Consider the following 24,836-nt stretch of genomic DNA (forward strand, 5'->3'; position numbering starts at 1 on the left):
TTAGGAAAGTTTTATGACTTATCGCGAATTAAGCTTTTTCGTTACTGAAGATAGTGCTGAGTTACTCGGTGATACGCTCATGGAACTTGGTGCACTCTCAATTACCGTTGAGGATGCTCAAGCTGATACAGCGAATGAAGTTCCGCTGTATGGGGAACCTGGAATGGTAATCCATGTCGAAGCTTGGCAGGAGTCGAAGGTGATTGCCTTATTTGACCAATCTCTTTGGGTAGAGTTTGCACAACACACTGAAGCCATCTTAGCTGAGCTAGATCGCTTAGGCATGGCGATTGATCATTACACCGAAGCACAAATTGAAGAACAAGATTGGGTTAAATTGACGCAGTCTCAGTTCGATCCAATCGCAATTTCTGAACGGATTTGGGTAGTTCCTTCTTGGCATGACCAGCCACAAGACCTCCATCCGCAGGCTATATGCCTCGCTGTTGACCCTGGTCTTGCTTTTGGCACAGGAAGTCATCCAACCACTAAACTCTGCTTAAACTGGCTAGAATCGTTAGCAGATGCCAATCTATTACAAAATCAAAGTGTCATGGATTATGGATGTGGTTCTGGAATCTTGGCTATTGCTGCGAAAAAACTGGGGAGTGGCGATACGTTTGGTTTAGACATTGATCCTCAATCCGTTACTGCAAGTACTGATAATGCCCTGCGCAATGAGGTGCAAATCACGTTTGGTTTGCCTGACATGGTGACTGATACCACGAAGTTCAATGTCGTGGTCGCAAATATTTTAGCGAACCCATTAAAAATTCTTGCTCCTGCCATCGGTGCTTTAGTTGCGCCGAATGGTTACTTAGCATTGTCAGGAATTTTAGAACAACAAGCAGAGCAAATCATTGAAATTTATGCGCCATGGGTTGATCTCAAAATTTGGCAGGTTGCTGACGGTTGGGTTTGTCTAGCTGGGAAGTCAGTTAGCTAAAACAATCTGATAATATTGGCTTGTCCACTTTAAGTTATTCATCTATTTCATGCGCCTTTATCGTATCTTCATGCTGTTGGTATTACTATGTGGCGCGGTTTATCAATCCTATTTAATCTTTTTAAATTGGCAACTGACTCCTAAAAAAGATGATTCTGCTTGGAGATTAGAATTTGCTGAGATTCATACTTCGACCTCAGGCTCTTCTGAAGCACTCACTCTAGAAAACAGCCCTTTACCTTCGCCCCAATACTTGGAGATACAGTTACAAGTCGATTCAAAAGAGGAATATCCACTGCTCGCCAGAAAGATTGCCCTACCTAATCTCGAAGTGCTGTTGAGTAATGTAACGGGAGAACCGCTTGCCTATCAAGAATTAACGCCCCTTCAATGGCTTGGGTCTGAACCACGTTTACTCCCTTACCTCACACAAGGTGTTCCAGCAAAGACACAAATTACCGTTAATATACCCATAGTGTTACCTGATACTGCGAGTGGTTTTCAGGTGCAAATGGTTTATCCCAACTCGTTTTGAAGTTTTTTCCGTAGTAAATATTAGTCAATCTTTTTTTTAGGAATTTTATGGCAAGTCTGATTTGTGGTTCGATTGCGTTTGACACAATTTTGTCCTTTGAAGGACGTTTTCAGGAACAAATTTTGCCTGATCAAATTCATATCTTAAACGTCGCTTTTTTAGTACCGAGTATGCGTCGCGAATTTGGAGGTTGTGCTGGTAACATCGCATACAACCAGCGCCTGTTGGGTGGTAACCCTTTCATCATGGCTACTGTTGGCTCTGATGCTGGAACCTACTTTGACAAACTTGCTAAGCACGATATTGCCACTGACTTTATTCGTGAAATCCCAGAGGCATTTACTGCCCAAGCAATTATCACTACAGACCGAGATAATAATCAAATCACGGCCTTTCATCCTGGTGCGATGATGCAGTCTCATTTGAATGATGTTACGGCAGCAATTGCTACTATGGCGAATACGAGTACTCCAATTACCATTGGGATCGTTGCTCCTGACGGCAGAGATGGCATGTTGACGCACTCCAAACAATTTGCCAAGGCAAATGTTCCTTTTATTTTTGACCCAGGACAAGGCTTGCCTTTATTTGATGGTAAAGAATTACTCGAGATGATCGAGCTTGCAACTTACGTAGCTGTTAATGATTATGAAGCAGAAATGCTCTGTCAAAAAACGGGTCTTAGCTTACCTGAGGTTTCTGATCGGGTTGAAGCATTAATCGTGACCAAGGGAGCGCAAGGCTCTGTGATTTATAACCAGGGTCAAATGATTGATATTCCGGTGGTCGAGGCAACACAATTACTTGATCCTACAGGTTGCGGTGATTCGTTTAGAGCGGCTCTTCTATTTGGTATCGAAAATCAATTGGATTGGCCGACCATTGGTCGACTTGGATCGTTACTGGGCTCTTTAAAAATTGCCTCTCAAGGTGGTCAAAACCATGAGTTTCATATCGACGCTATTCGAACAGCATTTAAAAATAACTTTGGATACGAATTATCCAAATAATTGATTGGCTTAGGGGGATTTAGATTTACAAACTAAATTAAAAAAATCTAATCCCCGTTTCTGGCGAAATAGAAACCGATACATGTACCAAAAATTCCAATGATTGGTGTAAGAACTGTGGCTGCCAGTTCTTTTGATTCTTCATTGCTTAACCAATCAAACATTACTCCCCAGACAAGTGCCGCAGAAAAAAAGCAGAAATACCAAATAAATGTTGTTTAAAAAAAATCTAGTTTTATTTAGATTGAAAGGTATTTTCTTGTAAGGACTAACTTGACCTTGCGCTATTTCGAACTGAATTTGAGCATTCTCTTTTCCAACTATTCCTTCAGAAATATTTAACTCTTGATGCACCATTTTTATTTATCTCAAAATTACTTCTTGAAGATTGTCAGAGCCTTTACTTTTTAGTAGTACTTTTGTACCTTCTGCTAGCTCTTGATCGAAAAAGTTTTCCAAAGAAATAGCCCGACGAATAACCTCTGAAATACTTGAATCTCTTTTTTTTGCCAGCTCTTTTACAGTGGCGGTTAATTCGTCAGATAACTCTATATTAATTCGCATGATGATTTACTTTGAGTGTTTAATATTTAAACATTACACCTTTTTAATCAGTAAGGTTATTTTTTATATAACAAAAAACCCGCTATTGAACTAACTGTAGCGGGTTTTTTGAACATGCAAGATGAGCTGAAAGCAGCCTGAGGTCGTCAATAATTATGGGCGGCCACCAGTTGGGAAGGGCCAAGCAGCTGTTGGATTGAGGGCAGTTTCTGTCTTCGCTTCAACTGTTTTCTTTGCTGCTGGCTTTGCTGCTGCTTTCTTTGCTACTGGTTTAACTACTTTTTTTTTTGCGGCTGGCTTAGCGGCTGGTTTCGCTGCTGGCTTTGCTGCTGGCTTTGCTGCTGCTTTCTTCGCTGCTGGCTTTGCTGCTACTTTCTTCGCTGCTGGCTTTGCTGCTACTTTCTTCGCTGCTGGCTTCGCTGCTACTTTTTTAGCTGCTGGCTTTGCTGCTACTTTTTTAGCTGCTGGCTTCGCTGCTACTTTTTTAGCTGCTGGCTTCGCTGCAACTTTTTTAGCTGCTGGCTTTGCTGCTACTTTTTTAGCTGCTGGCTTCGCTGCTACTTTCTTAGCCGCTGGCTTTGCTGCTGGCTTTGCTGCTGCTTTCTTAGCTACAGGCTTAGCTGCTGGTTTTGCTGCTGCTTTCTTTACTACTTTCTTGGCTGTTGCCATTTTAATGCTCCTTCACGTGAGAAGTTAATTCAACTACAGTTTAAGAAAGGCCCAGGCATTTAGAATCGACTCTTTTGATAGAAAGCCGACACAAATGAATGAGCCATTCATGAAACGCATTTTTAAATTGCTGAAATGGCCTCATGAATTTCGAAAAAAAAGCCACTCCCTTTTCGGGTAGTGACTTTTTAAATTGCTTCATTAAAAAATTAGTTCTGAAATCAACTGATACTGTGCTCAAAAAAGGAGCATTCGAAAATAGTAGGACTTGAACATTTTGTAGGGAAAGTTTTCCCATTCTTTTTACAGAATTATTGGTGCTAGAAATTGTAAAAATACTACGTATGTTCAATCCAAAAATCTCCTAAATTGTTGGAGAGCGTTTAAGTTTTAATCCCAACTTAATGCACCCCCAGTTTGATACTCTATCACTCTAGTTTCGAAAAAATTTCTTTCTTTTTTCAAATCTATCATTTCAGACATCCATGGAAAAGGATTCTCTTCATTTGGATACATTGCGTCAAGTCCTATTTGCATACAGCGACGATTACAAATGTATCTTAGGTAACTTTTGAACATCGGTGCATTGAGTCCAAGCACTCCGCGAGGCATCGTATCTTCCGCATATTTGTACTCTAATTCCACTGCTTGTTCGAACAAACTTTTTAACTCCTCTTTGAACTCAGAAGTCCATAGATGGGGGTTCTCAAGCTTAATCTGATTAATCATATCAATGCCAAAATTACAGTGCAAAGACTCATCGCGCAAGATGTATTGATACTGCTCAGCAGCACCCGTCATTTTGTTCTGACGACCCATTGCAAGTATTTGCGTAAAACCAACATAAAAGAATAATCCTTCCATGATGCACGCAAAAACAATTAACGAGCGTAATAATTTTTGATCATTTTCTGGTGTGCCAGTTTTAAAAGATGGGTCTGTTAAAACATCAATAAATGGAATTAAAAATTCATCTTTTGCACGGATCGCAGGGACCTCATGATACGCATTAAAAATCTCACTTTGATCAAGTCCAAGTGACTCAACAATGTACTGATATGCATGCGTATGAATTGCTTCTTCAAAGGCTTGACGTAATAAATATTGACGACATTCTGGCGCAGTAATTTGGCGATAAGTACCCAATACGATATTGTTGGCGGCTAATGAATCTGCCGTTACAAAGAAACCTAAATTTCTTTTAATAATCCGACGCTCGTCTTCAGTCAATCCATTCGGATCTTTCCACAAAGCGATATCACGATTCATGTTTACTTCTTGTGGCATCCAGTGGTTAGCGCATCCTGCCAAATATTTTTCCCAAGCCCATTTGTATTTAAATGGCACGAGTTGATTTACGTCTGTAGAACCATTAATGATTCTCTTATCATTTAAATTCACACGACGGCTGATAGCATCTTCCACTTTTTCTTCTACTACTGCTTCTTTTGCTATCGGTGCAATTGCTACATCAGGCGCACTAATCGCTACACCCGGTGTTGCATGGGGTGTTGCTAATGTAGGGGCTGACTCTAGTTTTACTACCTCAGGTATTGGTGTAGCTGCAGGCTTCATTGGCACTGGCGCTATTACTACTGAGTCATCTTCCCAATTCAACATATTTATTTCTCCAAATCAATTCTTTACTTCACACTTACTAAACTCTTCTTAGATCGAATCACATCATTGATATCTAACTTCCCTTTCAATCATGTGACTCGTCTTTTTAATCCTCTATTTTCCTACTTATTGGCAAGCTTCGCATTCTTCGAAACCATCATCTCCAGGACGCATTGTGCAAACGGGTCCATCGGCTTCTATAGGTCCTTCAGCAAAACTACTAGAAACAGTAGTGGTATTTCCTGCCGCTGCTAATGCCTCCTCAGATCCATTTGAAACTGAATTGAGGGTTCCTTTGGAGACAGTTGATTTTTCTACCTGTGTGGCTGAAGTTGTACGCAAGTAATAAGTTGTCTTCAAACCACGAATCCAAGCTAATTTATACGTATCATCAAGAGTCTTACCTGAGGCACCGGCCATATAAATGTTGAGTGACTGTGCTTGATCAATCCATTTTTGACGTCTTGAGGCTGCTTCTACAATCCACTTTGGATCTACTTCAAAAGCAGTTGCATAAATTTCTCTTAAGTCATTTGGTATACGATCAATCTTAGCTAATGAACCGTCAAAGTATTTGAGGTCGGCAATCATCACTTCATCCCACAAGCCACGCTCTTTTAAATCGCGAACCAAGTACTCATTGACAACCGTAAATTCACCAGACAAGTTTGACTTCACATACAAGTTTTGGAAAGTTGGTTCAATACATGCTGACACGCCAATAATGTTTGAAATAGTCGCAGTTGGGGCGATTGCAATACAGTTTGAGTTACGCATACCATGTGCTGCAATGCTAGCGCGTAGTCCAGACCAATCCATTTTGCTCGAAGAGTCTACTTCTAAGTAACCACCGCGCTCTTTTAACAAGAGTGCATTCGTATCCTGTGGTAGTAGACCGCGATCCCATAATGATCCTTTGTAGGTACTATAAGTGCCGCGCTCTTTTGCTAAAGCATTGGATGCCTTATATGTGTAGTAACACACTGCTTCCATTGAAGTATCAGCAAACTCCACAGCTTCCTGACTTGCGTAAGGAATTCTGAGCATATGTAAACAATCTTGGAAACCCATAATACCTAGTCCAACTGGACGATGACGCATATTAGAGTTCTTCGCCTTTGCTACAGCGTAATAGTTAATATCAATCACGTTATCGAGCATTCTCATCGCAGTCGCGATCGTTTTCTCTAACTTAGCATGATCTAAAACTAATTTACCGTTAGCATCCGTCATCATGTGTGCCGTGAGGTTGACTGAACCTAAATTACAAACCGCAATTTCTGACTCGTTGGTATTGAGTGTAATTTCAGTACATAAGTTAGAAGAGTGAACCACACCGACGTGTTGTTGAGGACTACGGACGTTACATGGGTCTTTGAAAGTAATCCAAGGATGGCCTGTTTCAAAGAGCATACCAATCATTTTGCGCCATAACTGCAATGCTGGAATACGCTTAAATGGTTTGATCTCACCAGCATCCGCTTTTTTCTCGTAAGCAACATAGGCTTCTTCAAACGCTAAACCAAACTTATCATGCAAGTCAGGAGTTGATGACGGTGTAAAGAGTGTCCAATCTTTATTTTCCATCACACGCTTCATGAATAAGTCTGGAATCCAGTTTGCGGTATTCATATCATGTGTACGACGGCGATCATCACCCGTGTTTTTACGGAGTTCTAAGAACTCTTCAATGTCCAAGTGCCAAGTTTCTAAATAGGCGCAGACGGCACCTTTACGCTTACCACCTTGATTCACAGCTACTGCTGTGTCATTGACTACTTTCAAGAACGGTACCACGCCTTGTGACTTACCATTCGTGCCTTTAATATGACTGCCTAAGGCACGTACATTTGTCCAATCGTTACCGAGGCCACCGGCAAACTTCGACAACAAGGCGTTTTCTTTCAAGCCTTCGTAAATGCCGTCTAAATCATCTGGGATCGTCGTCAAGTAGCAGCTAGACAACTGTGAACGCAAACTAGCTGAGTTGAATAAAGTCGGCGTACTTGACATAAAGTCAAATTTCGAAAGAATTTCATAGAATTCAATCGCACGTTCTGTCGGGTTAGCCTCTTCTAATGCCAAGCCCATTGAGACACGCATGAAAAATGCCTGTGGCATTTCAATCCGCTGACCATCAATATGCAAGAAGTAGCGGTCAAACAAAGTCTGTAAGCCGAGGTAGTTAAACTGTAAATCGCGTGATGCATTTAAAGCGGCACCGAGCTTAGCAATATCAAAAATCTGTAGTAATTTAGGATCGAGTAATTCTTCTTTCACACCACGACGTAAGAATTTAGAAAAATACTCTGCATAGACCGCTTGCATTCCTGCTTGTGGAATTTCGACACCTAAGATATCGCGGCGAATGACGTGCATCAAAATTCTAGCTGTTACTAAACTGTATGCAGGGTCTTTTTCAATTAAAGTTCTTGAAGCTAAAATTGCTGAATCAAATACCTGCTCAATCGGAACGCCTTCATATAAATTCTTAATCGTATCTGTCAAAATCGTTGTAGATACGATGTGACTACCGAGATTCTGGCAAGCTGCGTCTAAGATTCCTTGTAGATTCGCCATATCCAAAGGCTTCAGTACGCCTTTATCTGTCACATTAATGCCGGGGTGAGCTATGACGGGAGTAGCTGATACCGGTGCTATTGTTTGTTGACGTTCTTGATTTCTTTTATCGCGATACAATACATAGGCACGCGCTACGTTATGTTCACCACTGCGCATCAAAGCTAATTCGACTTGATCCTGAATATCTTCAATATGAAAAGTACCACCATTAGGACGGCTACGTAATAGGCCTTTCACAACGACTTGAGTCAATTGCTCCACTTGCTCACGCACACGCGCAGAAGCAGCTCCTTGACCACCGTTAACAGCCAAAAATGCTTTGGTTACGGCAATAGCAATTTTTGATGGCTCAAATGCTACTACTGCGCCATTTCTGCGGATAATTTTATAATCAGATAGTTGAGTAGCATGTGCTACACCAACACCACCTTCGATAAATGCACTGCTTGCACCTGCTGGGCCGGCAAAAGGACTTACCCCACCGATTTGGGTGGTTGATTCAGATTCAAAATTGTTCCCTTGAGGATTGGGGTATGTCATTTACAAGCTCCTTAAATTCATTTTTGTCATTAGTTCAACGGCTAAATTTTTACCAATGCGCGTTGGACCTTCAATTATTTGCTTCTCTTCTGATTCGTTTCTATCTAATTCGAACTTCAACACGCAACAGCAATTTGCAATTTCAAAGACAGTTTCGCTAATTTTTTATAACTTACTGATATGTTTATAAAATTTTGCGGGGCACATGAAAAACCACTATATATTGTGGTTTGTGTCGACTCTGATACTAAGTATAGGGTCTTTTGACAGTCTAGGGAAGAGATTATTGAAGAATTTTTTTAAGGTTTTCCCTAATAAAACCCACTTTTTTTGAAGTTATTTTCTATTCACTAATTTGTCATATTTAATTAAGTAGGCACTCACTTCATAGAAGAGGATTCTCTTATCTTGAGTTCATACCAAATGGGAAATTTTGGTCAGGAATTTGACTTATTTCTTTGAAATATTGCCAATCAAAAAATTTTCCAGGATCTTGTTTTCTACCTGGAGAAATATCACTATGTCCCACAATCATCGAAATGGGATGTTTTATTTGAATTTCCTCAATCAATAATTTCAATGCTTGGTATTGTTCTGGCTCGAAAGGTAGTTCACCGGTTCCCTCAAGTTCAATACCAATGGAAAAGTCATTACACTTTTGGCGGTCCATTAAGGTTGAAGCGCCTGCATGCCAAGCTCTTTTAAGGGTAGAAACAAATTGGACTACCTCGCCACTTCGTTTAATCAAAAAATGGGCTGAGACTTGTAAATCAATAATCGTGGGGTAGTAGGGATCATCTTTTGGATTTAAGCGATTGCAAAAGAAATCCTCAATAGCATGACCGCCAAACTTTCCTTCGGGTAAGCTGATGTGATGAATCACTATCGTATCAATCGTCACATTCTCTGGTCGGAGGTCATAGTTATTCGATAAGACCCTTTTACAACTCCCCAAAAAACCTTCCGCATTAATGGACTGTAAATGGGCCTTTCCACAATAGAATCTGCCATCAAAAATAAGGGCCTCACTATCCGGCAAACGAACTTTACAAAATTCACAAGCCACCATCTTTTCGATGATTGGCGATGCTGCTGCAGTTGCTTGACTGCTTGGCTTAGAATTTTTTTCAGCCTCACGTCGACGTTTTTTCTCTTTAACTGCTTTAGGACGGAGTATCAAAAAATAATACAGTGCTAAAGCAAGCAATAGTAGTTCAAAAAATTTCATATCAAAGATCGATCGGTTTTTAGGGGTATTCTTGTTCGTTTTTAAGCTTCAAAGCAAACAAATTGGCATTCATTTATCGGCGCAGGCTAAGGTTAAGTTTAAGCGCGTTGCAAAATCACTTCTAAAACAAAACGGCTACCAACGTATGAAAGAAGTAGGATGGCAAATGATCCGATAATCCATTTTAACGCCTGCGATCCCCTCAAACCATGCTTCCAGTGGACAAAAAGAATCCAGCCAAACAACATCCATGAGAGGATGGAAAAAATCGTTTTATGATCAAAAATCAGGGGTTTACCAAATAATTCTTGACTAAAAAACACGCCTGAGAAGACACCAATAGTTAACAACACATAACCAATACTGATCATATTGAATAAAACCTTCTCCATCGTTACTAGTGGAGGAAGTTGTTCTAAAAGTCCTTTTTTTTGACCTAATAACAAAACATCAGAAAAATTGAACTTATCAGCGGGACGATCTTTGAGTTGGGCACGCAGGTTTTTTTCTTGCCATCCAATCAAAATTGCTTGAACAGCCGATAAAAATAAAACTCCAACCGCCATATTGGCAGTAATAAAGTGCAATATAAAACCGTGAGAAATAACGGCTTCTGTTGACAGTAGAGCGCCTTGATAAATAGTAGGTAAAAAACTAGATAGCATGGCTAATGAAATAATCATCGGCATCATACTGCGCAAATTAAAATACCATCCTTCAATCCAGTAAAGCGCTACTCCTACCCAAGCCATCAAAGATAAGGCTTGAGCAAAACCGAAAACAATCCCCTCAGGAGTCACAATATCCTGAAAACAAACAACGCCGTGTAAGACGAGTAAAATAAAAATAGTAGTTTGTAACGGAATGCTTTCTCGTTTTCTTAAATTAGAGGTAGCCTGAGTTACACCATCTTGATCTTTGTCTTGTTGATCATGGTGTGAGCGCGCAATTTTTTTACTCATTGCCAGTAAAGCAATTAAAACAATTGCGTAAGCGAGACTTGGAAATATTAATAACATTTGAATAGTGTAACTCTCTCATGCTAGAAAATCTAACAGATCGTTTAGGACGTGTTGTTAAAACCATTCGGGGTCAGGCACGACTGACGGAATCAAATACCGCCGAAATGTTACGGGAAATACGTTTAGCTTTACTTGAAGCGGACGTTGCCCTGCCCGTCATTAAAGATTTACTAGCCAATATTAAAGAAAAAGCACTCGGTGAAGATGTAATTAGTAGCCTCACGCCGGGTCAGGCATTAGTTGGTATTGTGAAAGAAGAACTTGCCAATATTATGCGTGGGGGTAACTCCGCAGCAGAGGCAGCAGGTCAACTCAATCTAGCAACGCAGCCCCCAGCTATCATCCTCATGGCAGGTTTGCAAGGTGCTGGTAAAACCACCACGGTTGCCAAATTAGCCAAATGGCTCATTCGTACACAAAAGAAAAAGGTTTTAACCGTTTCTGTTGACATTTACCGTCCAGCGGCGATTGAACAATTAAAAACTGTAACCGCTCAAGCGGGAGCAGAGTGGTTCGCGAGTGATATCAGTCAAAAGCCGATTGATATCGCCAATGCCGCTATTGACTGGGCCAGAAAACATTATTTTGATGTGCTACTTATCGATACGGCAGGACGCCTCGGTATTGATGAAGCGATGATGACCGAAATTGCCGGTTTACATCAGGCATTAAAGCCGATTGAAACCCTCTTCGTCGTGGACGCGATGCTCGGACAAGACGCCGTTAATACAGCGAAGGCTTTCCATGCCACCTTACCTTTGACCGGAGTAGTGTTAACCAAACTCGACGGCGACTCTCGAGGTGGTGCGGCACTCTCAGTTCGTCATATCACCGGCGTACCCCTTAAATTTGTGGGTGTTTCTGAAAAGATTGATGGTTTAGATCCGTTTGATGCCGACCGAATGGCAGGCCGTATCCTTGGTATGGGCGATATTCTGGCAATTGTTGAAGAAGCGCAAAAGAATGTCGACATTAAAGAAGCTGAAAAATTAGTAGCAAAAATTAAAAAAGGCGGTTTTGATTTGTCTGACTTCAGAAGTCAAATCACCCAAATGCGCAATATGGGAGGTTTATCTGGCTTAGTGGATAAATTACCTGCCCAAATGGCGCAAGCTGCAGCTAAAACAGATATGAACGCGGCTGAAAAAAATATCAAACGGATGCAAGGCATTATCGATAGTATGACGCCACTGGAGCGCGCGAAGCCAGAGTTACTCAAAGCCAGTCGAAAACGTCGTATTGCTGCAGGAGCTGGCGTTCAAGTACAAGAAGTAAATCGCTTACTCAATCAATTTGAACAAATGCAGACCATGATGAAGCAATTTAGTGGTGGCAAAATGAGTCGAATGATGGGCCAGATGGCCGCCAAAGGACTGGGCAAAGGCCTTGGAAAAGGAATGTTTAAGTAATTGCTTTTGATAAACCAACAGTAAGGTAGATTCTTTAAATATATTATCTAGTGGATGTCGAATGTATATACCTACTGAGACCCTATTGGCTTGGACGATGGTGTAAATAATTTGTTCGAATTGGCGGAAGGATTGCCATCAATAAAGCTTCAAAATTGTTAATAGCTTCTTCAAATGTTGGAACGTGAGTGCCATACACCATAACCTTAATGAAATCATCATACATTCTTCTATATGGTGGTTCTGACTTAGCAACATTCATGGCATTAGTAATTTCATTGATTGGACTTTTCAGAAATTTAGGGTGTTGAGTTGCAAAATCTTTTGCATCATTATCTAAAGTCCTTGCAATTAAAGGTGCTAATACGTTCAAATCGACATGTCTAGAATCTGCCACAATAATTCGACTTACATCAAAAAGATGTCTTACCAATGCTTTGTCAAGCTCGAAGCGTTTGGGATCAGTCAAATGTAAAGCAAGTCTTCGCGGAAATGAGACAAGTTTCTCGACTAGCGCTTCCTGTATATTTACGCAAAGCATTTTCTTTTTATTAACATCTTCAATTCCAAGTAATTGGTTGAACAAATACCCTATATCTAAGCTTACACTTGGTAAGGAAAGCTCTGCGGCATTTAACTCAAGTTTCATTGTTGCTCTCATAGATTCTGAGATTTCAAAATGGCTAAGGTATATCGCAGTAAAAACAACATAGGTATTTGAGTCACCGGCTTGAAGTAAGATATCTTGTTCATTAAATCCTACTTCAACCAAAGCATTGATAATCTCGTTCTTTAATTTTGAAATAGTATTTTTTCTATGATTCTTACTGAGTGATACTCCATTTTTTGGCACGAGTTTTATATCTATATCCTCTGAAATCCGATCTAACAAGCCATAGGCTTTAGATAAGCAGGTGCCTCCACAAAAAACAAGATCAAACTTATCATTATTAATCTCAGAGATTGCATGAAGCACCTCCGTAACAATGAAGTCCTTTTCGAGAGCAAATTCGGATATTGTTAAACTGTTTGCAATAATTAAGTCTGAAACCTGGTCTCGGATTGATTCGTTAACCTTTTTCATATACAACCTGACGCTTACCGACTGAAATTTTTCGACTTACTCGAGAATTTCCTATATTAATAATCGGTAGCATTGGCACCTGATTACTTAGACCATTTTGCAATGCTTTCGCATCTTTTCCTACATCCGCTTTGACGCCAATTTTGTGCATAACCTCTAACCCAATATTGATTAAAGGTTTGATAGGTACTGGCTTTCCATCCAAGGTAGACGGACGCGCTTTTGCATATAAACCAAAACCAACTTTAACAAGCATTCCACTTGCTGTCACTTCGTTTACAGCTCGACTGACTTGACGATAATCCCCCAATCTATCAAATTCTTTTCTCAAAAAAACAATAGAATTTGATCTATTAATTTTTGCTATTACCTTTTCTTTCACAGTTATTTGAGGCATGGTAGTTTTTTCAGCCAAGTTAATATTTGCAACAATAGGACATGAATGTCCTATTGTTGCAAATTAAAAGTTCAATTGCAACAATTTTTTTGCCACTAAATAATTAATTTTTCTATTAAAAATCCAATGCTGAAACTAATTAGCCCCTCAATTCCTTCAGAATATCTTGTGGCAGTATTTTCTTGGCCTGAGTCTCGGATCTTGCCTGAAACTCAATAAATCCCTCTTTGAGACTTTTTTCACCAACGACAATCCGATACGGTACGCCAATTAATTCCCAATCAGCAAACATCGCTCCAGGACGCTCACCCCGATCATCAAGAATTACCTCGACACCAGCAGCCATTAAATCAGCGTAGATTTGATCTGTCGTTGTTTTGATGAGTTCTGACCTGTCATAAGAAACTGGGCAAATAACAACTTGGAAGGGAGCAATGGACTCTGGCCATAAAATTCCACGCTCGTCATGACATTGCTCAATGGCAGCACCTAGTAAACGCGTAACGCCAATGCCGTAACAGCCCATTACAAAAGGCTTGGCTTTCCCTTGCTCATCTAAGAAGTTTGCCTTCATGGACTCAGAATAGCGTGTTCCCAGCATAAATACGTGGCCAACTTCGATACCGCGACAAATTTCTAAAGTCCCTTTACCATCAGGAGATTGATCGCCAACTATGACGTTCCGAATATCCGCTACGATCGGCTCTGGTAAATCTCTCACAAAATTAACGCCACTCAAATGATAGCCACTATCGTTCGCGCCACAAACAAAGTCACTCATCATCGCAACAGTGCGATCAGCAACCACGATGATGCCCTCTTTTAAGCCTACTGGACCTAATGAGCCAGGTGCAGCATTAAAAGCTTCAAGGATCTCTGCCTCAGTAGCCATTCTAAAATCAGCAAGTCCTGGTACTTTCGATACTTTCACTTCGTTTAGTTCGTGATCACCCCGAATCAGTACAGCAAAGATCTGGGTACGCCCCGGTAATAATTGCAGCGTTTTAGGATCAAATTGATCGGCAGCCAAGACAATTGTCTTTATCGTATCGGACAGTGGTCGATTGAGTAAAGTAGCAACTTCTTCACATTTAGTAACCCCAGGAGTTGCAATTTTTTGCATCGCTTGAGTAGGTTCAAGACGAACTGTGAGTATACTGAGTGCCTCAGCTGCTTCTAAATTGGCCGCATAATCCGAAGAGGCGCAATAAGCTATTGCATCTTCGCCGGTATCAGCAATCACGTGAAACTCTTGACTACCACTTCCACCAATCGCGCCATTATCCGCGGCTACGGCACGGTAATTTAACCCTAATCTAGTAAAAATACGGTGATAGGCGTCAAACATCTTAGCGTAGGAAGCCTTCATTCCATCGACATCTTTATCAAATGAATAACCGTCCTTCATCGTAAATTCACGTCCACGCATCACGCCAAAGCGAGGACGACGCTCATCTCTGAACTTTGTTTGAATCTGGTAAAAATTAATCGGTAATTGTTTATAACTTTTAATTTCGCCCCGGGCAATATCTGTAATCACTTCTTCCGAGGTCGGTTGCAACACGAATTCTCGTTGATGGCGATCTTTAATCCTTAATAACTCGGGTCCCATTTTGTTGAGTCGCCCCGTTTCTTCCCATAGCTCTCCTGGCTGAACTACTGGCATGAGCAATTCAATGGCGCCGGCTTTATTCATTTCTTCTCGAATAATATTTTCAACTTTACGAATAATCCGCAGTCCAATTGGCATGTAATTGTAGATACCTGCGCCTAATTTACGAATCATGCCAGCTCTCGTCATCAACTGATGAGAGATGATTTCAGAGTCAGCTGGGGCTTCTTTTAAGGTAGAAATAAATGTTTGTGTGGCTTTCATGGAATCTTTATATATATAATCAATTTATAGATTTTATAGGATTAGTATTTTATGCTCGATAAAGAGGGTTATAGACCCAACGTGGGCATTATTCTTCTAAATCAGCGGAACGAAGTATTTTGGGGTAAACGGATTGGTCAACACTCGTGGCAATTTCCACAGGGTGGTATACAACATGGAGAAAATCCCACTGCAGCAATGCTTCGTGAGTTGCAAGAAGAAGTAGGATTATTGCCCGAACATGTCCAAATTATTGGGCGCACCAAAGACTGGATACGTTACGACGTACCAGATGAATTCTTGCGTAGAAACGCTCCTCCACGCGGGCGTCGTGTCGCCTATCGTGGTCAAAAACAAATTTGGTTCTTACTTCGCATGGCGGGTCGTGATTCAGACATTTGCTTGCGTGCGACGGACCATCCCGAATTTGATGCTTGGCGCTGGAACCCCTATTGGATTTCGCTTGATGACGTCATTGACTTCAAGCGTGATGTTTATATTTTGGCGCTGTCCGAACTTGCCCGTTTTCTTTCCAAAAAGACCCACCTAATGTCTCTTCCTTGGGGATCACCCGTGAATGTCATTACTGTTGGAAAATCCGTCACAACGACACCCCCTGCTCCGAGCAAGGAAAGTCATCAAAGGTCCTAAAATATGAAAATTCGTTTTAATTTACTCTTTAAATTTGCTTTGTTAACTACGCTTGCGGTAATGAGCAGCTTTAGCATTGCACAACGACTTTTTCAAAGTGAAGCAGCGCGAGAAGAAGCTAAAGCTGCTGCAACTTTAGAGGTTGAATTGCCAAAGCCCTTTAATGTAAAAGATTTAACTCCTTTTAGTCCGTTTGCCTACAGTTCACTCAAGTTTTTTATAGACAAAGAAAGTATTTCATTTATCAGTGATGAAGAGGTCCGATTAACAGTCGTGACATTGAATGAGAGTGAGAAATACCAGGGAATCTATATCGGTTTTCGTTGTGGCGAATTTGAATACCGTCAATATGGCTTTTTAGATGATGGAGTCTGGCGTAGGCCACCGGAAGCTACTTGGCGTCCCATTCCAAAAGCAGGTTACAACCAATATGTAACCTATTTAGCGCGTTCTAGTACCTGCCAAGGTAGTGCACCTACTTTGAGTAAAGCAGCGATTCTTGACGGTTTACTTGGTCCAAAAAATTCTTACGATTAAGCTCAAATCAAAGATAATTAAATTTAATTAGTAATAGTTTAGATTGCGAACCTATTTTCAAGCAAAAGCTTTTGCTAAAAGCTCAGTCCCAACCATTTCACCATTAGCTAATCGAAGTAGAACATCAGGTTCATTACCGGAGGCAATAATAGTGTGGGTGTAAGACTTAGAAACAATTTTGGCTGCTAACACCTTGGTTAACATGCCACCCTTACCAAGACTACTTCCTGCACCACCAGCAATTAACTCCAGCTCAGGCTCACCTGCTGTCGCTTGAGAAATCAAGGTAGCATCACTATTTTTTCTTGGGTCAGCCGTATATAAACCTTCTTGATCCGTCAAAATAACCAGCACATCAGCCCCGATTAAATTAGAAACCAAGGCGGCTAGTGTATCGTTATCACCAAATTTAATTTCATCAGTAACGACCGTATCATTTTCATTAATGACTGGCACTACCTTCAGCTTGAGTAATTCAGTCAGAGTTGCTCTAGCATTTTCATACCGTTCTTGGTGGGCAAGATCGGCATTCGTTAATAGAATTTGTGCGGTATGGATATCGTGTCGTTTAAAAGCTGTTTCATAAACTTGTACCAAGCCCATTTGACCGACAGCAGCGGCGGCTTGTAGCTCATGAATCTCAGTTGGACGTACAGACCAATTCAATCGTTGCATTCCCTCAGCAATCGCACCTGAACTGACCATTAAGACTTCTTTTCCTTGTTGCATGAGTTCTGCAACTTGTCCAGCCCATCTACTAATCGCCGCACGGTCCAAACCTTCACCGTGGTTTGTAACTAAAGTAGACCCTACTTTAATCACAATTCTTTTAGCGTTTTTTAATACTGAAACACTCACAATACGTTCCTTGGTTAATTACTACTTTTTATTCTCAACATCAGTAAATCTCACATCCGCTTCATGCTCTTCTTGAGCGTCAACCGCTGCTTGGCGCTCATCGACGTACTTTTGAATAGCGAAACATAAAGCCTGACAGCCATCCCCGGTTAGGGCAGAAATTTCAAATACAGGACCTTTCCATTTAAAGCCTTTAATAAATGCTTTAATTTTCTTAGCTCGATCTTCCTCTGCCAACATATCTACTTTATTTAATACTAGCCAACGCGGTTTGTCATACAAATCTTGATCATATTTTAAAAGCTCATTGACTAGGGCTTTCGCCTCTCCAACAATATCAACACCTTCATCAAATGGTGCAATATCGACTAGGTGTAATAAAACACCAGTACGTTGGAGGTGCCTTAAAAATCGATGGCCTAAACCAGCACCTTCAGCAGCGCCTTCAATCAATCCTGGAATATCAGCAATCACAAAGCTTTTTTCTGGCCCGACCCGAACCACCCCTAAATTAGGATGTAAAGTCGTAAAGGGATAATCCGCAATTTTAGGTCTAGCATTCGAAACGGCGGTAATAAATGTCGACTTGCCCGCGTTAGGCATGCCTAAAAGACCAACGTCTGCTAATACCTTCAGTTCTAACTTTAATTTACGACGCACGCCAGGTTTACCACTCGTCTTTTGACGAGGAGCACGGTTGGTACTACTTTTGAAGTGAATATTACCCCAACCACCTTCACCACCTTTTGCGAGCAAAAGTCGTTCGCCATGGGTAACAAAGTCAGCAACTCGCTCACCCGTATCCATATCATCAATAATGGTACCAACCGGTACGCGCAGTTCGATATCATCGCCAGCACGTCCGTAGCAATCTGCACCGCGACCAGGCTCACCGTTTTTAGCAAGGTGTGTTTTAGAAAAACGGTAATCAACTAGGGTGTTAATGTTACGATCAGCAACGGCATAGACGGAACCGCCTCTACCACCATCACCACCGTCGGGTCCACCATACTCAATAAATTTTTCACGACGCATGGACGCGCTTCCAGAACCGCCGTCACCAGCAATTACCTCAATTCGTGCTTCGTCAATAAATTTCATAGCTCAATTCTAATAAAAAAGGCCTCGCGGAATGGCGAGGCCTTGAATCTAAACGAATCGTTCAGTCAGGCGAAATTAAGCCTGAGGCAAAACGGAAACGAAGGATTTCTTTTGTGCACCTTTAACACCAAACTGTACATGACCATCCACTAAAGCATACAACGTATGGTCTTTACCTAGACCAACGTTTGTACCAGGATGAACACGAGTACCTCTTTGACGAATAATAATTCCGCCAGCATTAATTGCCTGACCGCCGTAAACTTTTACACCTAGGCGTTTTGACTCGGAATCGCGTCCGTTTCTGGTCGAACCGCCACCTTTTTTCTGTGCCATTATTTGCTCCTGTTAGCCGTAAATTAAGCCGATATGTTGTTAATCAAGATTTCAGTGTAATTCTGACGATGCCCTTGACGTTTTTGATAGTGCTTACGTCTGCGCATTTTGAAAATCTTCACTTTGTCGTGACGACCCTGGGCGATAACAGTGGCTTTGACAGTTGCACCAACAACCAAGGGTTCACCAAAAGTCAGTGAATCACCGGCACCAATGGCCAGTACTTGGTCGAGTGTAATTTCGCTACCAATGTCCGCAGGTATCTGTTCTATTTTTAATTTTTCTCCAGAAGCAACTTTATACTGCTTGCCTCCAGTTTTTATGACCGCGTACATATAAATCCTCTCGAAAGGGTTGAAATCCCAAAAACTTTTACGTACTACTATTTGGGATAGCCTTGTATTGTATGTTTTTTAAGCACTAATGTCAAAGACTGGCTAGAAATACTGCCTTTTTTAGCGAATTCATTGATAAAAGTGCTATAAATACCCACTTTTTTTGTGGTCTTTATCCAACGATATTTATCAAAATAGTCAAAAGTGCTCAAAAATCCAATAATTTGGAGGGTTTTTTATCAATTGATGGTTTTCTTTGATCGAGCCAATCTAAAGGAAGCTCATCTTAAAACCACCTTTGGTTTAGAATAGAACAGGTTTGAAACAAACATTCAAGTCTTTCACTTCAAGAAACAATATGTCAGTTATTGACCAGCAACTAGATTCGCCTAAAACATCTTTGATGGATATCAAAACTATTTTGATGCCAATCCAGAAAGATATGCGTACCTTAGACGAAGTGATTGAAAAAAGTCTGCGTTCTGATGTGGCTTTAATTAATCAAATATCTCAGTATTTAATTCAGGCGGGAGGCAAAAGAATCCGACCTGCACTTGTTTTTCTGATTGTTGGTGCCATTAAAAATCCTTCTCTAGTACTGCACCGCCATGAGATTGCAGCAGTGGTTGAATTTATTCATACAGCTACTCTGCTACATGATGATGTGGTTGATGGCTCTGATTTACGCCGTGGCCGTAAAACTGCAAACGCAGTTTTTGGTAACTCTGCCAGCGTGCTAGTAGGTGACTTCTTGTATTCAAGAGCTTTTCAGATGATGGTAGTGCCCGGCCAATTAAAGATTATGGAAATTCTATCAACGGCCACCAACGTCATCGCGGAAGGCGAAGTGTTACAACTGCTGAACTTAAACGATCCGGATGTTACCGAATTAAGATACCGGCAAGTCGTTCAGTATAAAACTGCCAAATTATTCGAAGCCTCAGCACAATTAGGCTCGGTTCTTGCCAATGGTAATGATGCCCAATATCAAGCAGCAGCAGAGTTTGGTTCATGCCTCGGCATTGCCTTTCAAATCATGGATGATTGGTTGGACTATGCCTCAGATGCAGAATCGATGGGTAAAAATGCAGGTGACGACCTTCGGGAAGGCAAACCTACCCTACCTTTAATCTATCTACTCAATCACGGTACTGTTGCTCAACAACAAATGGTCCAACTGGCAATTGAGCAAAGCGAAGATCTCGACGAGGATTTTTATCAAACTGTCTTAAATGAGGTTCGCACTAGTGGGGCTCTTTCTTACACACTAAACCAAGCCAAAATTGAAGTTGAAAAAGCAAAAGCTTGTTTATCTGCGTTTGAGGAAAATGAGTTTACGAAAAGCCTTCGTGCTTTATGTGATTACTCGATCGCCAGATCGTTTTAATTCACTTTTTTCAACACCATCTTGACCGTTTGTGTCTTTACATCAGTGCTGCTTGTATTTGTGGCCTCAACAACGGAATAAGGCATATCGTTGATCCATAATAATTTTCCGTCGATAGATTGAATCCTAGCGCTGACCGCGTAAGAATGCCTAGGAAGAATCAGTTTGGGATCATATTCCAGTGAAAAATGAAATGGTAAGGCTTGTGCTGGGTTAAATCTCTTTTTGCTAATTACCTTCATCGGTGCATCGGCAAGGGAAACATCAGCTAAGCTAACCTCAATCACTGTATTAGGCGCCAGTTCGCTACCGTTTTGTAAAGCGATGGTGCCAGAAATAAAAGATCCCTCTGGCACCGCGCAAGACACCATCATCAACAGGCTAATGAATGCAGCTCCTAAAACACCAGATTGAAAATATCTAGTCATGGCTGTTGATTTTTTACTTAAGGCGCTTTACTCAAAACGGCTTGTTCCGGTTGCACCATAAAATGTGGCGACATAATTTGGATGCCAGCACGGTTGAAATTATCTTGAATGGTTTGGTGTAGTTCAGAAAGTATGGCCATCTTTTTCATGGGATTATTGGTATGGATAAATAATTCATACTCCACATAAAAATCACTTAAGGCTTTTTGAAATACTTTTGGTTCCGGATCGGTTTTAATATCAGGAATCAGTTTAGTCGCATCAATTAACATTGCATGCACCTCACGCCAAGGGGCGTCATAACCAATCGTCACCTGCGTAGACAATACTGTGCCCGTTGTTTCATTCAGTTTAGTCAAATTCGTGATCGGATTGGAGATTAAAACGGCATTGGGGATTGTGGTTTCTATTTTGCTATTCAACGATTGAATTTTTGTCGATAAGACGCCTAATTCTTTTACAACACCTTCCTGCCCATTGACCATGACGTAGTCGCCAACCCTTAATGCTCTAGAGTAAATGACCACTAAACCACTCATTAGTTGCGAAACTAGGCCGGTAGATCCTAAAGAGATAACGATACCAAATAATACTGATAAGCCTTTAAACGCCTCCGTATTAGAACCAGGAATGAGTGGATAAATAATCGAAAAGGTTAAGCCCCATAACAAAAAGGTTGCTATCCGTTGACTAGCGCTGACTGTATCTTTATGAAAAACATTAAATTGAATATTTCCTGCTTGAACGCGCTTGAAAAATATTTTTAGCAAGTCGGTAATGGTACGGGTTACAAAAATAATAATCAGGATTGAAATTAAGTTGGGAATCGAGCCTAAGATGCCAGAAAAGATGGAGTAAATCGTATCCGTGATGTGTTGGCCTAACTTGCGACCTAAAGGCTCAGTCAACGGCAACTGACGTAAGCTAAAGGTTAACCAAATATAGATGAATAAAGCCGTTAATAACCAGCTGATGGCACTAATAATTTTTGATGCGAATCGAAAGTAATATTCTGACCAGTGGATGCCACCATTCATCGAGTGCGACAGAGAGTGACCCCTTTTGAGTAATATTGTCGAAACCCAATTTAAAGATTTTTTCTCGATAAAAACGATAATCCCAAGAATTAATGTGGCCAACATAATCAAGATGGATTGATGAATTAAATATGGGAGTTTAAGTTGGTTTTCTTTTGCAGCCATCAATTCCGTCAAGATTTCAGTCGTTTTCTTTTCGAGGTTTTTGAGGTTACCATCAGTCTCTAGGTCAAGATCCTTTTCCACCAGTGCAAACAAGGCAATCTCACCTAGATACCACTGCATCCCTTTATCATTTCCGAGTTCAAGGGGTAATACTTCAATTTTTTTTGTAATTAAGTCATTTTCGGTAAGGCTGTTAATCCGATCTTGGGCTCTTTTTGCTCTCTGTTCTGGTGTAGCCTGGGCAAGATTAGCTCTGAAGGTAGCTATCTCCCTATTCATGACCGATAAGGTTACGTCGTTCACATTTGCTAATTGGTCTTGAGCTTGTACGGTTGGTGCTAAAAAATATCCAAGGATTACAAACAACAGGATTCCGAAGTTAAAAAATACATTTTTACTTCCTGTTAATTCTTTATTGATTTGCTGGGCCATAGGTTTTTTCTTGTATTTTAGGAATGATGAGAAAATTTTAAATTATTTATTCAATTTATTTGCATGAAACTAGTCTATCACCCTGAAATTGATGGTTTAAGAGCATTCGCTGTGATCAGCGTACTTTTTTTTCATGGCTTTCCCAACCTTTTACCTGGTGGCTTTGTCGGGGTGGACATCTTTTTTACAATTTCTGGCTATTTAATTACCAGTATTATCTTTAGAGAGTTGCAATCATCTAGCTTTAGTTATTGGTCTTTTTATCAACGTAGAATTCGTCGGATTTTTCCAAGTTTAGTCCTAGTGCTCATTACCTGCTCGATCTTGGGCTGGATTATTCTGACACCAGCAGAATACGAACTCTTTGGCACACATTTAGCGACTAGTGCAGGCTTTATCCCCAATCTTCGATTTTGGCGAGAAGCGGGCTACTTTGATAAAGAAGCCATCACCAAACCATTGCTTCATTTATGGTCCCTAGGTGTTGAGGAACAGTTTTATCTCCTTTGGCCAGTCGTACTTGGGTTGGGATGGCGTTTTTTGTCCCACAAAATCAACTATCTTCTTCTATTCATTGCCGTTTTACTACTTGGCTCATTAACGCTTAGTTACTTCACCATTGCTGCAAATCCAACCGCAGATTTTTACTCTCCTTTGACACGTTTTTGGGAGCTTGGACTTGGCGGACTCATCGCTATCCTCACCTATTTTAATAAAACCACAATACCTCAACTACTTAGAAATGTACTTAGTAGTCTAGGTGGCATTCTCTTAATTATTGCAATTACCCAACTGCATGAACGACTTGCTTTTCCGGGTTTGTGGGCCTTAATACCCTGCCTTGGTACAGCACTGATCTTGTTTAGTTTGTCGCCCAGTACAGAATTACCTAAACGGTCACTAGTACTCAAAAGTTTAGGTACAACCCCAATGGTATGGATTGGTCTAATTAGCTACCCCTTATACCTATGGCATTGGCCACTGCTGTCATTTGCCAGCATATTAGAAGGCCAATCCTTATCAACGATGGCTCGAGTACTACTCTTGAGCATGAGTTTTTTATTCGCCTTTCTGAGCTACCGTTTTTTAGAAAAACCAATTCGTCAGCAACGCAGCCAAATATGGGCTTATGGGCTGTTATTGGTGATGATTGGCTTACTTAGTTATGGCATTATGCTGCGCAAACAAGATGGCTTTAAAGGTCGTCACCAATCGCAAATGATTGCCGATCCAAGTACGATGGTTTTAGGCGAGTTTCGAGATTCGATCCGCAGGCCTTGTCATATTGAAAAACAAATGCCCCCTAATTTAGATTGCTTTGAGGACGTCCGAGATCCTGTCCGATATGCCCTGCTTGGTGATAGTAAGGCAGAAGCATTATTTTATGGACTTAGTACCGTATCAACTGCTACCGGCCGATGGATGTTAATTGACGGCGTTCATCCACCTCCACCTAATGCCAATCCAGGCACCTTAGACGAACTCTTAGCTAAGAGTAAAGTTGCTTTTGAAATGATTAAAAATGATCCACAAATAAAAGTGGTTGTGCTGGCGAATGCACTGCGTGGAATCTTTCCGATTGATGGCAAGACTGGCATGATAGTTGGGCTGGGTAATTCAGAACTCCAACTGCAAAACTTTGATCAACTTATTACCGAATTAGAACAGGTAGGCAAAACGGTCCTCTTCGTCATCGACAACCCCACCTTCCCAGATCCTACTAGCTGTATAAGTGGTGGCTTAACTGGTTCCGAGCTACTAAATCACGTTTTTTATCGCAAAGCCAATCCTTACTGTTCAATTCGATATGAAGATCATCTCGAAGGTACCAAAGCTTATCGACTTTGGACACAGCAATTGGCGGCTAAACATCCCAACATGACCGTCGTTGATTTGCCAAAGTATCTTTGTAACCAAAATGAAAATATGTGCCAAACAACTGAAAATAATTCATTTTTATATAGTTATAGCGACCATATTTCAGATTATGCGGCAAAGAAAATTGGTGCTGTAATAACCCCAATCGCGGATCAAGCGATGGCCAAATTTACAAAATAAGCCTTAAATCCTTGTAGAATGACTTATC

Annotated in this window: 21 protein-coding genes and 2 pseudogenes; 8 read left to right on the forward strand and 15 right to left on the reverse strand. The window is 40.9% G+C overall.

The annotated features are described in order from the left end of the window. Nucleotides 1-13: 13 nt before the first annotated feature. From prmA to AOC35_RS11480, 3 genes are read left to right on the forward strand one after another with little or no spacing between them, the layout of a single operon-like run. Nucleotides 14-946 (forward strand): 50S ribosomal protein L11 methyltransferase, encoded by a 933-nt coding sequence (prmA, locus tag AOC35_RS11470; RefSeq protein WP_108647213.1) that lies wholly within the window; start codon nucleotides 14-16, stop codon nucleotides 944-946. 49 nt (nucleotides 947-995) lie between these two features. Next, nucleotides 996-1,481 (forward strand): DUF3426 domain-containing protein, encoded by a 486-nt coding sequence (locus tag AOC35_RS11475; protein WP_159077568.1) that lies wholly within the window; start codon nucleotides 996-998, stop codon nucleotides 1,479-1,481. 47 nt (nucleotides 1,482-1,528) lie between these two features. Further along, entirely contained in the window at nucleotides 1,529-2,491 is a 963-nt protein-coding gene (locus tag AOC35_RS11480; protein WP_108647215.1) for a carbohydrate kinase family protein, read from the forward strand. Between the two features lie 363 nt (nucleotides 2,492-2,854). Here AOC35_RS11480 and AOC35_RS11490 read toward each other — a convergent pair whose 3' ends face one another. The 6 genes from AOC35_RS11490 to AOC35_RS11520 all read right to left on the reverse strand — a co-directional run bounded on the left by AOC35_RS11490 (nucleotide 2,855) and on the right by AOC35_RS11520 (nucleotide 10,714). Beyond that, nucleotides 2,855-3,055, reverse strand: a complete 201-nt coding sequence (locus AOC35_RS11490; RefSeq protein WP_108647217.1) for a ribbon-helix-helix domain-containing protein — start codon at nucleotides 3,053-3,055, stop codon at nucleotides 2,855-2,857. A 153-nt stretch (nucleotides 3,056-3,208) separates the two neighbouring features. Beyond that, a complete protein-coding gene (locus AOC35_RS11495; RefSeq protein ID WP_211307514.1) occupies nucleotides 3,209-3,724 on the reverse strand; it encodes a histone in 516 nt (171 codons plus the stop codon). Nucleotides 3,725-4,114: 390 nt separating this feature from the next. Further along, entirely contained in the window at nucleotides 4,115-5,344 is a 1,230-nt protein-coding gene (locus AOC35_RS11505) for a ribonucleotide-diphosphate reductase subunit beta (RefSeq protein WP_342749908.1), read from the reverse strand. A 126-nt stretch (nucleotides 5,345-5,470) separates the two neighbouring features. After that, nucleotides 5,471-8,467: a ribonucleoside-diphosphate reductase subunit alpha gene (locus AOC35_RS11510; RefSeq protein ID WP_108647219.1), complete on the reverse strand. Its 2,997-nt coding sequence runs from the start codon at nucleotides 8,465-8,467 to the stop codon at nucleotides 5,471-5,473. A gap of 403 nt (nucleotides 8,468-8,870) precedes the next feature. After that, a complete protein-coding gene (gene ampD, locus AOC35_RS11515) occupies nucleotides 8,871-9,695 on the reverse strand; it encodes a 1,6-anhydro-N-acetylmuramyl-L-alanine amidase AmpD (RefSeq protein WP_281259276.1) in 825 nt (274 codons plus the stop codon). Between the two features lie 98 nt (nucleotides 9,696-9,793). After that, nucleotides 9,794-10,714: a cytochrome C assembly family protein gene (locus AOC35_RS11520; RefSeq protein WP_108647220.1), complete on the reverse strand. Its 921-nt coding sequence runs from the start codon at nucleotides 10,712-10,714 to the stop codon at nucleotides 9,794-9,796. Nucleotides 10,715-10,734: 20 nt separating this feature from the next. On the opposite strand from AOC35_RS11520, the gene ffh reads away from it, so the two are divergent. Then, the gene (gene ffh / locus AOC35_RS11525; RefSeq protein WP_108647221.1) at nucleotides 10,735-12,126 is read left to right on the forward strand and encodes a signal recognition particle protein; all 1,392 of its coding nucleotides are present in this window, start codon (nucleotides 10,735-10,737) and stop codon (nucleotides 12,124-12,126) included. Nucleotides 12,127-12,208: 82 nt separating this feature from the next. Here ffh and AOC35_RS11530 read toward each other — a convergent pair whose 3' ends face one another. The 3 genes from AOC35_RS11530 to AOC35_RS11540 form a co-directional block, all read right to left on the reverse strand. Further along, complete coding sequence (locus AOC35_RS11530; protein ID WP_108647222.1) at nucleotides 12,209-13,210, reverse strand: nucleotidyl transferase AbiEii/AbiGii toxin family protein; 1,002 nt, start codon at nucleotides 13,208-13,210, stop codon at nucleotides 12,209-12,211. Continuing rightward, nucleotides 13,197-13,625: a DUF6088 family protein gene (locus tag AOC35_RS11535; RefSeq protein ID WP_245898497.1), complete on the reverse strand. Its 429-nt coding sequence runs from the start codon at nucleotides 13,623-13,625 to the stop codon at nucleotides 13,197-13,199. Before AOC35_RS11535 ends, AOC35_RS11530 begins: the two co-directional genes overlap by 14 nt. 121 nt (nucleotides 13,626-13,746) lie before the next feature. Continuing rightward, nucleotides 13,747-15,483, reverse strand: coding sequence for a proline--tRNA ligase (locus AOC35_RS11540; protein WP_108647223.1), 1,737 nt, complete (start codon nucleotides 15,481-15,483; stop codon nucleotides 13,747-13,749). Nucleotides 15,484-15,534: 51 nt separating this feature from the next. Here AOC35_RS11540 and AOC35_RS11545 point away from each other — a divergent pair. Next, nucleotides 15,535-16,020: pseudogene (locus AOC35_RS11545) on the forward strand (RNA pyrophosphohydrolase); the annotation flags it as partial. 117 nt (nucleotides 16,021-16,137) lie between these two features. After that, a complete protein-coding gene (locus AOC35_RS11550) occupies nucleotides 16,138-16,671 on the forward strand; it encodes a CNP1-like family protein (RefSeq protein WP_108647225.1) in 534 nt (177 codons plus the stop codon). Between the two features lie 72 nt (nucleotides 16,672-16,743). Here AOC35_RS11550 and proB read toward each other — a convergent pair. The 4 genes and pseudogenes from proB to rplU form a co-directional block, all read right to left on the reverse strand. Further along, a pseudogene (gene proB, locus AOC35_RS11555) lies at nucleotides 16,744-17,529 on the reverse strand (glutamate 5-kinase); the annotation flags it as partial. A gap of 21 nt (nucleotides 17,530-17,550) precedes the next feature. Beyond that, a complete protein-coding gene (gene obgE / locus AOC35_RS11560) occupies nucleotides 17,551-18,630 on the reverse strand; it encodes a GTPase ObgE (RefSeq protein ID WP_108647227.1) in 1,080 nt (359 codons plus the stop codon). Nucleotides 18,631-18,705: 75 nt separating this feature from the next. Further along, on the reverse strand, nucleotides 18,706-18,966 hold the full coding sequence (rpmA, locus tag AOC35_RS11565; RefSeq protein WP_108647228.1) for a 50S ribosomal protein L27: 261 nt from the start codon (nucleotides 18,964-18,966) through the stop codon (nucleotides 18,706-18,708). Between the two features lie 23 nt (nucleotides 18,967-18,989). Further along, nucleotides 18,990-19,301 carry a 50S ribosomal protein L21 gene (gene rplU / locus AOC35_RS11570; RefSeq protein ID WP_084283713.1) on the reverse strand — a complete coding sequence of 104 codons (312 nt, stop codon included), beginning with the start codon at nucleotides 19,299-19,301 and terminating at the stop codon, nucleotides 18,990-18,992. Between the two features lie 358 nt (nucleotides 19,302-19,659). Here rplU and AOC35_RS11575 point away from each other — a divergent pair, with 358 nt between their 5' ends. Then, nucleotides 19,660-20,688 (forward strand): polyprenyl synthetase family protein, encoded by a 1,029-nt coding sequence (locus tag AOC35_RS11575; RefSeq protein WP_245898498.1) that lies wholly within the window; start codon nucleotides 19,660-19,662, stop codon nucleotides 20,686-20,688. Here the strand turns inward: AOC35_RS11575 and AOC35_RS11580 are convergent. Beyond that, complete coding sequence (locus tag AOC35_RS11580; RefSeq protein WP_108647229.1) at nucleotides 20,685-21,116, reverse strand: YbaY family lipoprotein; 432 nt, start codon at nucleotides 21,114-21,116, stop codon at nucleotides 20,685-20,687. The genes AOC35_RS11575 and AOC35_RS11580 overlap by 4 nt on opposite strands. A gap of 17 nt (nucleotides 21,117-21,133) precedes the next feature. Continuing rightward, nucleotides 21,134-22,750, reverse strand: a complete 1,617-nt coding sequence (locus AOC35_RS11585; protein WP_108647230.1) for a mechanosensitive ion channel family protein — start codon at nucleotides 22,748-22,750, stop codon at nucleotides 21,134-21,136. A gap of 63 nt (nucleotides 22,751-22,813) precedes the next feature. Between AOC35_RS11585 and AOC35_RS11590 the strand changes: the two genes are divergently transcribed. Next, a complete protein-coding gene (locus tag AOC35_RS11590) occupies nucleotides 22,814-24,808 on the forward strand; it encodes an acyltransferase family protein (protein WP_108647231.1) in 1,995 nt (664 codons plus the stop codon). Nucleotides 24,809-24,836: the final 28 nt, after the last annotated feature.

Source organism: Polynucleobacter rarus (genome assembly GCF_003072505.1).
Classification (GTDB): Bacteria; Pseudomonadota; Gammaproteobacteria; order Burkholderiales; family Burkholderiaceae; genus Polynucleobacter; species Polynucleobacter rarus.